This window comes from Micromonospora sp. NPDC005806 (assembly GCF_042871425.1).
Classification (GTDB): Bacteria; Actinomycetota; Actinomycetes; order Mycobacteriales; family Micromonosporaceae; genus Micromonospora.
The window spans coordinates 1-11,246 of the sequence record NZ_JBIAIL010000033.1; the positions used below are offsets into that span (position 1 = coordinate 1).

Sequence of the window (11,246 nt, forward strand, 5' to 3'; positions counted from 1 at the left end):
GGGGTGCTCGTCGACGTGGTGATGGTGAGGGTGGACGAGCCGCCCGAGGTCACCGAGGCCGGGTTGAACGACGCGGTGGCGCCGGTCGGCAGGCCCGACGCGGAGAACGTCACGGTCTGCGCGGTCCCGCTGGTGGTGGCGGTGGCGACGGTGGTGGTCACCGAGCCACCCGCGGTCACCGAGCCCGAGGTCGGCGAGAGCGAGACGGAGAAGTCGTTGCCGGTCGAGCCGCAGGGCGCGTCGCTACCGGCCACGTTCACCGCGGTCCACGCCGCCTGGACGGTCTTGTACTCGGTGGAGCAGCTGCCGTACAGGTCGGTCGCCGCCTTGAGGCTGTACGCCCGGGCGGTGTTCGACGGGGTGGTGGTGTTGACGTACGAGGTGTTCGAGGTGAAGTACACGTCGAGCGCCCGGAACCAGATCTTCTCCGCCTTGGCGCGGCCGATGCCGGTCACCGCCGGTGCCGAGCCGCAGACCGGCGAGGTGCCGTACGCGGTGGCGCCGGTGCCCTCGGCCAGGTTGAAGAAGAAGTGGTTGGCCGGGCCGGACGAGTAGTGCACGTCAACGTTCTTGGTGCTGGTCGACCAGCAGGTGTGCGACGACCCGTCCAGGCCGGGGTTGTACATGTAGCGCAGTGGCGTGCCGTTGCCGTTGATGTTGATCTTCTCGCCGATGTCGTAGTCGCCCGGGTCGCTCGGGGCGGCGGCGTAGAACTCGACCATCGAGCCGAAGATGTCGCTGGTCGCCTCGTTGAGGCCGCCGGACTCACCGGAGTAGGTCAGGCCGCCGGGGACGACGTTCTCGGTGACGCCGTGGCTCATCTCGTGGCCGGCCACGTCGAGGGAGACCAGCGGGCGGGAGTTGCCGGAGCCGTCGCCGTAGGTCATCTGGGAACCGTCCCAGAAGGCGTTGACGTAGTTGCTGCCGTAGTGCACCCGGCTCGGCACGCCGGTGCCGTTGCCGAAGATGCCGTTCCGGGCGTGCACGTTCTTGTAGTAGTCGAACGTCTTCGCGGCGCCGAAGTGGGCGTCCACCGCGGCCGACTGCCGGTTGGAGTTCGCCCCGGTGCCCCAGGTGTTGTCGGCGTCGGTGAAGGTGGTGCAGGTCGACGTGCCGTTGTTCATGTCGCACGTGCGCCCGTTGCCGTGCGACGGGTCGATCAGCTGGTAGGTGCTGCCGGAGAGCGTCGTGTCGACGCTGACCGTGCCCGAGTAGATGCTGTTGCCGGTGCCGGCGACCGCCTCGATCTCGTCGTACGAGCCGATCACCCGGCCGGTGGTCGCGTCGGTGATGACGTGCAGCCTGGACGGCGTCTGCTGGTCGGCCTGCCAGCCGGAGGCGACGGTCTCCCAGGCCAGGCGGCCCCGGCCGGAGCTGGCGTCGACGAAGAGCTCCGGGGCGCCCACCGAGGTGAGCGTGCCGGAGAACGCCTTCCGCGAGCTCGACTTCGCGGCCGCCGAGCCGACCTTCGCGGTGGTGCTCAGGTTGAGCGGCGCGGCCAGTCCGGAGGACGTGCCGTTCATGGTGCCGTTCGGGGCGGTGTGGATGACGAAGTCACCGCCGTAGACGCGCAGGCCGTGGTAGGTCCGGGTGTACCGGGTGTGCGCGGCGCCGGAGGAGTCCACCTTCGTGCGGACGGCCTGGTAGGCCTCCCCGCTGGTGCCCTGAACGGCGCCAGGGTTGGCGCGGAGCAGGCTGTCCGCTCGAGCTGTGGCTGAGGATTCCGAGCCGGGGGCGCTGGGGGTTGCCGCGTGCGCCGTGGTGGTGACGCAGGTCAGCACGCCACTGGTGAGCAGAGCTGCGCTGATGGCGGCGAGGGATCTTTTCACGTGCCCTCCTGACAGGGGTGAGGGTCGTGACAGGGTAGTCACTCATGTAGATATAGCCATACATCGAAGAAGGGGGAAGGGGTGAGCGCTTTCCTGCCGGAGACACTGCCCGTTCGGCTGAGGCGGCCCAGGTGAATGGAACCGAGTTGACCCGTTGTGCGTCCGATCGACATGAGATCGACCCCCGCCGCCGCGGCCCTCCTCGCCGCACTCCTCATCCCCGTCACCGGGTGCGCCCGGACCGACGAACCCGCCTCCTCCGCCCCCGCCCACGGCGGCGGCCCGCCGGGCCGGCCCGGCGTCGAGGTGGTGCTGACGAAATCCGGCGGCATCGCCGGGTTGCAGGACACCGTGACGGTGCGGCCGGACGGGCAATGGACCAGGGTGGATCGCGCCGGCACCTCGCGTAGCGGTCAACTCGGTGCGGCGGACCTCGACCGGCTGCGGCAGCTCACCGCCGACCCGCGCCTGGCCGCCGAGGCGACCGCCACCGCAACGAGCAGGTGCGCGGACGCCTTCACCTACCAGCTCACCGTCGGCCCGATCACCACCGGCTACGTGGACTGCCCGCCGGAGGCCACCCCGCCGGCCGGCACCGCCGCGGTGGTCGAGCTGCTGACCCGCGCCACCGAGTGACGCGTGCCGGTGCGGCCCCGGACGCGGAGCCTCGACAACTCACCAGCCGCGAGCGGCGTCCGCCGGACCACCTGGACCTCACACCGGCCGGTTACCTGTGCGTTCAGACCCGGTAGTCCGGCGGCAGGCCGGTGGCGCGCAGCTCGGGCGGGAGGTGCGCCACGTCGTTGACGGCGATCAGGGTCGGCGGACCACCCGAGCTGTAGCGGAGCACGGTCAACCCGCAGTTGTGGTGGTTCAACCCCAGCCAGCGTCGCTCCGGGGCGTCCAGCGCGTGCCGGACGAGCCAGCCGATCAGGAAGTTGTGGGTGACCACCAGTTCGCGGACGTCACCCTCGGCCGGGGCCGTCGCGAACCGCGCCATCGCCTCCGCCGTCCGTCGCGGCCCGTCGACCCGCTCGCGCTCGGTGAAGTCGGCGAGGAACGTCGCGTACCGCTCGGGCAGGCCAGCCGGGTCGGTATCGTGCGGCAGGTGGTCCCCGACGCTCTCCGAGAGGTGTACGGGTACCCCGGGCAGCGTGGCGGCGACCAGCTCGGCGGTCTCCACGGCCCGGCGCGCCGGCCCGTGGTGGACGGCGGCGAAGGGCATCCCCCGCAGCCGCTGCGCGAGCAGCTGCGCCTGCTGCCGCCCCCGGGCGGAGAGGCCGGTGTCCCCGCCCTCCTCCGCCCGGTCCTGCTCGCCGTGCCGGACCAGGTAGAGCAGTCGACTCGCCACTCGTCACCTCACCATGATCGGGAGACGCGAGCCTATCCGCCGCCCGCCGATCGGGGCTGCCCCGCCGGTCAGCCGACCGCCTCCCGCCGGGCGCGCAGCAGCGTGACCGAGACCCACGTCCAGCCGGCCGCCACAGCCAGCCCGAACAGGATCATCGCCACCGGCCGGCCAGCGCTGCCGATCAGCGCCAGCCAGGCCGCGCCGAAGAACACCCCGGTCGCCGCGCTGTACGCCGCCCAGCCCCGCTCACCACGCCGGGCGAACCGGCGCGCGGCGACCAGACAGGCCGCGATGAGCGCCGTGAAGGCCACCGCCCCGGCGCCGAAATGCGCCAGGCCGTGCCAGCTCACCTCGCCCGCGCCGCGCGGCGTACCGGCCGGGAAGCCGTCGAGCGGATCGGCGACGAAGATCCCCGACAGCACCAGCCCGACACCGTACTGACCGAGCAGCCAGGGGCCGCCGACCGGGCCGAGACCGGGGTGGAGGACGCGCCGCAGCGCCCACGCGGCCCCGACGCAGAGCAGCCCGGCCAGGACGAAGTTGCCGATCTGAAGCCAACCCAGGTCGCCGTTGCTGAGCACGCTCACCGGGTGCCGGCGGAAGTCGAAGCCCGTCCGGGTCAGCCCCTGGCTCAACGCGACCGCCACCCAGAGCGGGCCGGCGAGCGCGCCGCCGGCGAGCAGCGCCCGGGCCGTCCGCACCTCGTCCGCGGGACGCACCGCGATCACCTCGGTCACCCGTCAGCTCCCCTCAGGCCCGGGGGTGCATCTGGCCGATGCGGATCCGGTTGCCGAACGGGTCGCGGATCCCGAAGTCGATCCCGTACGGCCGCTCAGTCGGCTCGTCGGTGATGTCCACGCCCTTGGCCACCAGTTCCTCGTACGTCTTGTGGGCGTCGTCCGTGGTGAGGCAGAGCCAGCCGCCCATCGCGCCCTTGGTCAGCAGCTCGCGGACCCGCTCCGCGGTGGCCGGGTCGAGCGCCGGCGGGCCCGGCTTCTCCAGCAGGATCTCGTGCTCCGGGTCGCCCGGCACGTTGACCGTGAGCCAGCGCATGAAGCCGAGGTCCTGGTCGGTGTTGATCTCCAGGCCGAGCTTGCCGACGTAGAAGTCGAGGGCCTGGTCCTGGTCGAGGACGTAGATCTGGGAGCGGGAAATCGAGGTCATCGTCATGGGGAAGACGCTAGACCCGGCCGGTGAGCTGCTGCTTATCCAAAACTGCTGGGCTCACGGCCGGTTGACAGGTCCACCGTTCGTACGCCTTTGTGGACGCTGGGCAACCTCCCTCCGACATCGGTCGTCAGGCCAAGTGGGACCCCTTCGCGTAACCGGTCCTTCACCTTCAAGACACACGCACGTCTGACGAGTTCGGGGGAATCGCAGATGCACGTCATGCTGGCCTGGTTCGCTGAGATCCCGCTGCCGGAGGCCGCCCGGGCCGCCCGCGCCGCCCGGTTCGCGGCGTCGGTCGAAACACTGGTCCCGCTGTCCTGGCGCCGCCACGACTTCGGTGGCGACGACTGGGGCGTCACCGTCCTGCACCCGGCCGATCCGGGCGGCTACCGCTGGCCGACGGTGGCCACCGAGGGTTCGGTCACCGCCGTCTCACTGGGCATCCCGGTCGGGCTCGACGTGGCCGCCGGCGCCACCGCGCTGGCTGGGCGGCTCCTCGCTGGGGAGGACGTGCACCGGGACGTGGTGCCGCCCTTCGGCCTGCTGGCCCTGGACACCGACCGGTTCGCCCTGCAACAGGACTGGCTCGGGATGGGCCGGGTGTTCACGGGCGAGGCCGACGGGGTGACCGCCTGGTGCACCCGTCCCACCGCGCTGGCCGCGTTCCTGCACGGGCAGGCCCGGCCGGACCTCGACGGCTGGACGTCGTACGCGGTCTGCGGGCACTTCGGCGGCGACCTCTCCCCGGTCGCCGGCACCCGGCTGCTCCGCCCCGGCGAGCGGGCGACCGGTCACCGTCGACCCGGCGGCGGCTGGCGGCTCAGCCGCGAGCGGCGGTACGCCGTCGACGACGTGGTGCACACCGGGTACGCCGCGCAGGGCGGGCCGGTCGACGAGCAGCTCGATCGGGCTGCCGACGCCCTGGCCAGGGCCGCCGACAGCCTGCACGGGATCTACGCCGACGAGATCGTCCTCGGCCTCTCCGGCGGCAAGGACTCCCGGCTCATCGCCGCGGCGCTGGTCGCCGCAGACCGTACGCCCCGGTTCCTGACCAACGAGGACACCCGGGCGGAGGGCGAGGTGGCCCGCCAGCTCGTGCAGCTCCTCCGCGACAAGCGCGGGTTCGATCCCGAACACCGGCTCCGGCTCGCCGGCGCGCCGGCGAAGGTGCTCGACACCGGCCTGCGGGAACGCGCCGTCCTGCTCCGCGACCACTACGACCATCAGTTCCCGTCCACCTACCTGACTCGGCCGGCGGCGAAACCGACGTACGCCGAGTCGGTGCGCCCTGCGACGTTCACCGGCGCGGCCGGCGAGTTGGCCGTCGGGTACTGGTATCCGCCGGCCGACGCCGATCCGGCACCCACCCCGGAGGAGGCGGGCATGGCCCGGCTGCTGGCCGGCGTACCCCGGTCCGCCGCCGCGCCGGCCGCGCTGGCCGCCGAGCGGGCCCGGATCACCGCCGTCCTCGACCACGCCCGCGGGACCGGCCTGCGCGACCGGCACCTGCTCGACTACCTCTACCTGGTAGAACGGATGCGCCGCTGGGCCACCTCCGCCTACACGACGGGAATGGTCACGCCGTTCCTCTCGCCGGGCTTCGTGGCCAGCACCTTCGCTCTGACCGCGACGCAGAAACGCGAGCGGGCGCTGCACACCGGGCTGATCGCCCGGCTGATGCCGGAGTGGGCGGAGGTGCCCTTCGTCAGCGTCTCCACCGGACCGTCCACCGCCACCCGGGTGTGGGAGGGCGACGGCGTGGCCGCCGTCGCCGACCTGTTGGACACCGCGCACGGCCCGGTCACCGGGCTGGTCCGGCGCCCGGCGGTCGAGCAGGCGCTGCGCCGGGCGGCGCTGGGCGGCCGCCCCGATCCCCGCATCCTCCAGCAGTTCACCGCGCTGGCGGTCGCCTCCGAAGCGCTCGAACCCGGCACCACCCGCCCCGCCACCAGCGCCACGTACGCCCGGGTCACCGCGCCACCGCGACCCCGCTCGGGGGCGCTGGCCGGGCTGCGCTGGATCCGGCGTACCCCGCTCGGCGACCGGCTCTGGGTCACCGTCCGCCAGCGGGTGCGCGGCTGACCGCGGTGGCGCTCGGCCGCATCCACGCCTTCGTGAAGCAGCTCGGCACGCCGGCCGCGACGGCCTTCCGCCTCCGGTACGCCGACGGCGACTCCCCGACGATGTCCCGGAAGGTACGGCTGAACGTGCCCAGGCTGCCGAAGCCGACCGAGTAGCAGATCTCGGTCACCGGCTGGTCGGTCTGCACGAGCAGGTACATCGCCCGCTCGACGCGACGGCGTTGCAGGTAGCGGTGCGGGGTCTCGCCGAAGGTGGCGCGGAAGGTCCGGATGAAGTGCGCCTCGGAGACGTGCGCGATCCGGGCCAACGCCGGTACGTCGAGGGGCTCCGCGTACGCCCGGTCCATCGCGTCCCGGGCGCGCAGCATCGCGCGGTTGGCCTCCTCGACGGCTCGGCTCACCCGTCCACCACCAGCTCGAGGGCGGCGAGCTGGTCGGGGTCGGCCACCACCTCGATGCCGATGATCCGGTCGATGACCGTGAAGCTGATCGCGAGGCGGGTCCGACCGTCCAGGACGACGACCGCGCCGGGCATCGCGTCGACGAACGCGGGCACCGCCGCCTGGGCTCGGCCGTTGAAGAAGTCGGCCACCACGGAGGAGCCGCGCGTCTCGACGGCCCCACCCATCCGTACGGCGGTGGCGTCGGCGCGGAGCACGACGTGCGGGTCGAGCAGGCTGACCAGGTCGTCGAAGCGGCCCTCCCGGGAGGCGGCGAGGAAGGCCTCGACGACCCGGCGCTGGCGGGCGGGGTCGGCCACCGGGTCGGCCGAGCGGCTCTGCACCCGGCGTCGGGCCCGGCTGGCGATCTGCCGTACCGCCGGGGTGCTGCGGTCGACCACCGGCGCGATCTCCTCGAAGGACACGGCGAACATGTCGTGCAGCACGAACACCAGGCGCTCGGTGGGACCGAGGGTGGTCAGCACGACCTCGAGCGCCTGCCCGACCGACTCGGAGAGCAGCGCCTCCTGCTCCGGGTCACGGCCGCCGGCCGGTCCGGTGGCGGGCTCGTCCTCGGCCACGTCGGTCGACTGCTCGTGCCGGGCGCTCCCGGACCGCAGCCGGTCCAGGCAGACCCGGCCGACGGTGGTGGTCAGCCAACCGGGCAGGTTGTCGATGGCGTCAACGTCGGCGCGGCTGAGCCGCAGCCAGGTGTCCTGGACGGCGTCGTCGGCCTCGGCCGCGGAGCCGAGCATCCGATGGGCCACCGCCCGCAGCCGCGGGCGTTGCTCCTCGAAACCCCGGACCAACAGGTTGGTGTCACTCACGGCCCGCACCCCTTCGCGACCTTCCGCGTGACCGCCGTCACATCTGTCACACCGCCACTCGCCGGCTCGACATCCCGGTGACGGACGACGACAGCGGCCGCGCGGCGAACGCGGGCCAGCCTAACCGACAGGACGGATGAAAATGACGCTCGAAGCCCGGATCCAGAACCCGGCCGCGCTGCTCCCCGACGCGGTGAAGGCGGTCAACCTGCTCTACAAGGCCGCGCACTCGGCCGGCGTCCCCGGCACCACGCTGGAGCTGGTCCACCTGCGGGCCAGCCAGATCAACGGATGCAGCGCCTGCGTCGACTCGAGCGCCCGCAGCGCGCGCAAGAACGGCGAAACCGAGGAGCGGTTGTTCGCGGTGGCCGCCTGGCGGGAGACGCCCTACTTCACCGAGGCGGAACGGGCCGCGCTCGCCCTGGCCGAGTCCGCGACCCGACTCGCCGACCGCAGCGACCCGGTGCCGGACGAGGTGTGGAACGCGGCGGCCAAGCACTTCGGGGAGAAGGAGCTGGCCGCGCTGGTGCTCTGGATCGCCACCACCAACTTCTTCAACCGGCTGAACGCGACCACGCGCCAGCCGGCCCCGCAGAACTGGGGCTGACCAACGGCGCACGACCCCTCGGGGCGGTCGTGGTCGCGCCGGCCACGACCGCCCGGGCCCGCTCGCCTGGTTGACCCGCCCCGACGATGCCGGGCACCTGGCTTCGCGACCAGGCCCCTCAGCGTTCCTGGTCCTCTGCGAAGACCTGGGCCGCGACCTGGTAGCCGTCGAACGCTCGTGCCACGCCGGCATAGACCGCGATCTGAAGGAAGACTTCGGCGATCTCCTCCTTGGTGGCGCCGGCGTTGAGCGCGATGCGGAGCTGACCGCGGAGCGGCTCCAGGACGCCGAGTGTCGCCGCGACGGTCACGGACACCAGTGCCCGCGTCCGGGTATCCAGGTGCTCGGTACGCGGCCAGACGTCGCCGAAGGCGTGGATCGTCGCGATCCGCTTGAAGTCCGCGCCGTTGGCCGGCTCGCCAGGGGTGGCGCCAAGAAAACGTTCCAAGCGGAAGCCCAGCAGGCGCTCAGCCGTGTCCAGCGCCGTGGCGTACCCCGGGTCTGTCGCCGCAGCCGCCTGATCGTTCGTCATGGTGCTTACTCTTCCATCGACCGAGGCGAAGCGGGTAAAACCGGGCACTTCGACCGATGGGGCCAGGGCATCGTCCGACCTCGGCCGCCACCGTTGGTGTCAACGACTGATCTCAGGCCACCGCCGCTGTCGGCTCCCGGCGAGAAAGCGGCCTAGTTGATCCCGGCGGGCCCCGTATCGAACCTCAGCGCCGGACCAGCGCCAGCACACTCAGACCGAACATCAAGACACCCAGGGGGAGATGGACCGACGGGACGTGCGCGATGCCGAGCACGACCTGGACCGAGGCGAGTACGAGGAAACCTGACGCGTGCCAGACAGGCCGGAGCGAGCCGCCGCCCGGCTTCCACGCCAGCACCGCCGCGAGCACGTACAGCATCGACGCCCCGTACATCACACGTGCTCCGACACTGTGCAGCGTCTCTCCGTAGGACGAGGTCAGCAGCAGTCCGGCGGAGACCGCCTGAAGGAAGATGGTCAGGGTCTGCAGGGCGATCGCGATCTGCAGGAACGAGGAGCCGCGCTGCGCGTTCGCCGTCGCCGTCGCCGTCGCCGTCGCCGTCGCCTGAGCGGCCATGTCACAGTCCCCTTTTCCGCCCTCGGGCAGTAGATCGTTAAGGTCTCACCAGCCCGACGACGCGGGCTTGCGAAAGGTAAGGCGAGGGGGGCGGCCGGACGCATGGGGACTGTCGGGACCGGCACAGATGAGGTAGCCGGCGAGCGACGCCAACTGATCAATGTCGCTTACCGGCTGCTCGGTTCGGTGACCGAGGCCGAGGACGCCGTACAGGATGCCTACGCACGCTGGTACGGACTGCCACGAAGCCGGCAGGAGGAGATCCTGTCCCCCGGCGCCTGGCTGACGACGGTGACCAGCCGCATCTGCCTGGACCTGCTCGGCTCGGCGCGGGCCCGCCGTGAACGCTACGTCGGCGCGTGGCTGCCCGAGCCGCTGCCCGACCGCACCGAGTGGGACCACGCGGGCGGCGCCGACCCCACCGGCCCTGCGGACCCCGCCGACCAGATCGTCCTGGACGAGTCGGTGGCCATGGCCTTCCTCGTCGTCCTGGAGTCGATGACGCCCGCCGAGCGGGTGGCGTTCGTCCTGCACGACGTCTTCCGGTACCCGTTCGCCGAGATCGCCACCGTTCTCGGCCGGACCCCTGCGGCCTGCAAGCAGCTGGCCGCCTCCGCCCGGCGGCGGGTGAGCGTCGCGCGCGCTCCGGTGACGGCGACCGGCCAGGCCGACGTGGTGAGGCACGTCAAAGAGGCATGGGAGACCAAGGACATCCCGGCCCTCGTCGGTCTCCTCAACCCGGCCGCCGTGATGACCGCCGACGGCGGCGGCATGGTCGGCACCGTCCTGCGCCCGGTCGAGAGCGGCGCGCGCATCGCCCAGTACCTGGTCGCCATTGCCGATAAGGCTCCAGGGCTCGAACTCCTGGAGCGGTCGGTCAACGGTGTGCCGGGCCTGGTGGCCCAGCGTGCCGGCGTCGTCATGACCGTAGCCTCGTTCGACGTCTCCGACGGGCGCGTCACCCGGATCTGGGCGGTCCGCAACCCGGAGAAGCTGCGACCGTGGGCCAGGGAGGGCTAGCTGGCCCTCGCTCGGCAGAGCGTGCAGTCGCCGCCAGCAGATGAGCGCGCATCCGAGGGTGAGGAATGCTTCGTGGATGTCGTCGCGTACCCCCAGCGGATCCGCAGGCATGTCCGAAACGGATGCCAGGCACCGCGCCCGGCCGCACAACGGTGGGCAAGCCGGGAGGGTTGGCTGGTGGAGCCCCCGGCCGGGATCGAACCGGCGACATCTCGCTTACAAGTTATGGGCGCTTCGTCCGGCGGGGTCCGTTCACGTTCGCGACCTCGGGCTGGCTGTCCGCGCCCGGCGGCCACAGGTTGTCCTCGTCCCGGCCGGTTGTCTGTCACCGTTGCGGTCGACGAGACGGGACCTGACAGGATCGGCCGGTGGTACTCCGACCACTGCTGATGACTCGCATCGCCAACACCGCACCCGGCATCGCGGTCGCCTTGTTGGCCTGGCCGCTCGCCGAGGAGCTGCGGCTACGCAGCGCTCGCCTGCCTGGCCCCGTTAGTAGCCGGGGCCGTCCTGTCTGCCCGCGGTTACCGCGTGTCCGTGTCGATTGGGCGAGAAGGCATCACAGTCCGAGGGCTCTTGTGGTCCCGCACGGTCCCGCGCAGTGACGTTGAAGGGATGACCTCGTATCCCGCGTTGAAGTGGCGATCCCACTCGGGCCGCCACATCTACACGCCGCTGACCGCGTTCATGGATGTCCCCGGACTCCTACCGGCGATCCGGGTACACAACGACGCTTGCCTCAATCGACTGTCGCGGACCCTGCGCCGTCGGCGTCCGTCGTGATCGTCAGTCAGATAGTCACTCAGTTGGTC

General features: G+C 71.9%; 13 protein-coding genes. 5 read left to right on the plus strand and 8 right to left on the minus strand.

The annotated features are described in order from the left end of the window. On the minus strand, positions 1 to 1,829 hold a 1,829-nt coding region (locus tag ACFYOS_RS27190), incomplete at its 3' end, for a M4 family metallopeptidase (protein WP_387147414.1). 171 nt (positions 1,830 to 2,000) lie between these two features. Between ACFYOS_RS27190 and ACFYOS_RS27195 the strand changes: the two genes are divergently transcribed. Continuing rightward, positions 2,001 to 2,465, plus strand: a complete 465-nt coding sequence (locus ACFYOS_RS27195; RefSeq protein ID WP_387147417.1) for a hypothetical protein — start codon at positions 2,001 to 2,003, stop codon at positions 2,463 to 2,465. A gap of 103 nt (positions 2,466 to 2,568) precedes the next feature. Here the strand turns inward: ACFYOS_RS27195 and ACFYOS_RS27200 are convergent, their stop codons facing one another. The 3 genes from ACFYOS_RS27200 to ACFYOS_RS27210 all read right to left on the minus strand — a co-directional run bounded on the left by ACFYOS_RS27200 (position 2,569) and on the right by ACFYOS_RS27210 (position 4,350). Continuing rightward, the gene (locus ACFYOS_RS27200) at positions 2,569 to 3,180 is read right to left on the minus strand and encodes a histidine phosphatase family protein (RefSeq protein ID WP_387147419.1); all 612 of its coding nucleotides are present in this window, start codon (positions 3,178 to 3,180) and stop codon (positions 2,569 to 2,571) included. Between the two features lie 68 nt (positions 3,181 to 3,248). Next, complete coding sequence (locus ACFYOS_RS27205) at positions 3,249 to 3,917, minus strand: DUF998 domain-containing protein (RefSeq protein WP_387147422.1); 669 nt, start codon at positions 3,915 to 3,917, stop codon at positions 3,249 to 3,251. 13 nt (positions 3,918 to 3,930) lie between these two features. Next, positions 3,931 to 4,350, minus strand: a complete 420-nt coding sequence (locus tag ACFYOS_RS27210; protein ID WP_387147425.1) for a VOC family protein — start codon at positions 4,348 to 4,350, stop codon at positions 3,931 to 3,933. Positions 4,351 to 4,560: 210 nt separating this feature from the next. Between ACFYOS_RS27210 and ACFYOS_RS27215 the strand changes: the two genes are divergently transcribed. Next, positions 4,561 to 6,432 (plus strand): hypothetical protein, encoded by a 1,872-nt coding sequence (locus ACFYOS_RS27215; protein WP_387147428.1) that lies wholly within the window; start codon positions 4,561 to 4,563, stop codon positions 6,430 to 6,432. Here ACFYOS_RS27215 and ACFYOS_RS27220 read toward each other — a convergent pair. Both ACFYOS_RS27220 and ACFYOS_RS27225 read right to left on the minus strand, forming a co-directional pair. Then, positions 6,404 to 6,832, minus strand: a complete 429-nt coding sequence (locus ACFYOS_RS27220; protein ID WP_387147431.1) for a helix-turn-helix domain-containing protein — start codon at positions 6,830 to 6,832, stop codon at positions 6,404 to 6,406. The two genes, ACFYOS_RS27215 and ACFYOS_RS27220, sit on opposite strands and share 29 nt — an antisense overlap. Next, positions 6,829 to 7,698: a sigma-70 family RNA polymerase sigma factor gene (locus ACFYOS_RS27225; RefSeq protein ID WP_387147434.1), complete on the minus strand. Its 870-nt coding sequence runs from the start codon at positions 7,696 to 7,698 to the stop codon at positions 6,829 to 6,831. The genes ACFYOS_RS27220 and ACFYOS_RS27225 overlap by 4 nt, the downstream gene beginning before the upstream one ends. A 142-nt stretch (positions 7,699 to 7,840) precedes the next feature. Here ACFYOS_RS27225 and ACFYOS_RS27230 point away from each other — a divergent pair, with 142 nt between their 5' ends. Beyond that, positions 7,841 to 8,305: a carboxymuconolactone decarboxylase family protein gene (locus ACFYOS_RS27230; protein WP_387147437.1), complete on the plus strand. Its 465-nt coding sequence runs from the start codon at positions 7,841 to 7,843 to the stop codon at positions 8,303 to 8,305. Positions 8,306 to 8,423: 118 nt separating this feature from the next. Here the strand turns inward: ACFYOS_RS27230 and ACFYOS_RS27235 are convergent, their stop codons facing one another. Both ACFYOS_RS27235 and ACFYOS_RS27240 read right to left on the minus strand, forming a co-directional pair. Beyond that, on the minus strand, positions 8,424 to 8,837 hold the full coding sequence (locus ACFYOS_RS27235; RefSeq protein ID WP_387147440.1) for a carboxymuconolactone decarboxylase family protein: 414 nt from the start codon (positions 8,835 to 8,837) through the stop codon (positions 8,424 to 8,426). Between the two features lie 184 nt (positions 8,838 to 9,021). Continuing rightward, entirely contained in the window at positions 9,022 to 9,414 is a 393-nt protein-coding gene (locus ACFYOS_RS27240) for a hypothetical protein (RefSeq protein ID WP_387147443.1), read from the minus strand. Between the two features lie 102 nt (positions 9,415 to 9,516). Between ACFYOS_RS27240 and sigJ the strand changes: the two genes are divergently transcribed. Both sigJ and ACFYOS_RS27250 read left to right on the plus strand, forming a co-directional pair. Next, positions 9,517 to 10,434 carry an RNA polymerase sigma factor SigJ gene (gene sigJ, locus ACFYOS_RS27245; protein WP_387147446.1) on the plus strand — a complete coding sequence of 306 codons (918 nt, stop codon included), beginning with the start codon at positions 9,517 to 9,519 and terminating at the stop codon, positions 10,432 to 10,434. A 537-nt stretch (positions 10,435 to 10,971) separates the two neighbouring features. Continuing rightward, on the plus strand, positions 10,972 to 11,217 hold the full coding sequence (locus tag ACFYOS_RS27250) for a hypothetical protein (protein ID WP_387147614.1): 246 nt from the start codon (positions 10,972 to 10,974) through the stop codon (positions 11,215 to 11,217). Positions 11,218 to 11,246: the final 29 nt, after the last annotated feature.

Coding starts and splice junctions, on each gene's coding strand:
- ACFYOS_RS27195 (WP_387147417.1), top strand. CDS start 2,001: ATGAGATCGACCCCCGCCGCCGCGGCCCTCCTCGCCGCACTCCTCATC.
- ACFYOS_RS27210 (WP_387147425.1), bottom strand. CDS start 4,350: ATGACGATGACCTCGATTTCCCGCTCCCAGATCTACGTCCTCGACCAG.
- ACFYOS_RS27215 (WP_387147428.1), top strand. CDS start 4,561: ATGCACGTCATGCTGGCCTGGTTCGCTGAGATCCCGCTGCCGGAGGCC.
- ACFYOS_RS27230 (WP_387147437.1), top strand. CDS start 7,841: ATGACGCTCGAAGCCCGGATCCAGAACCCGGCCGCGCTGCTCCCCGAC.
- ACFYOS_RS27235 (WP_387147440.1), bottom strand. CDS start 8,837: ATGACGAACGATCAGGCGGCTGCGGCGACAGACCCGGGGTACGCCACG.
- ACFYOS_RS27240 (WP_387147443.1), bottom strand. CDS start 9,414: ATGGCCGCTCAGGCGACGGCGACGGCGACGGCGACGGCGACGGCGAAC.
- sigJ (WP_387147446.1), top strand. CDS start 9,517: ATGGGGACTGTCGGGACCGGCACAGATGAGGTAGCCGGCGAGCGACGC.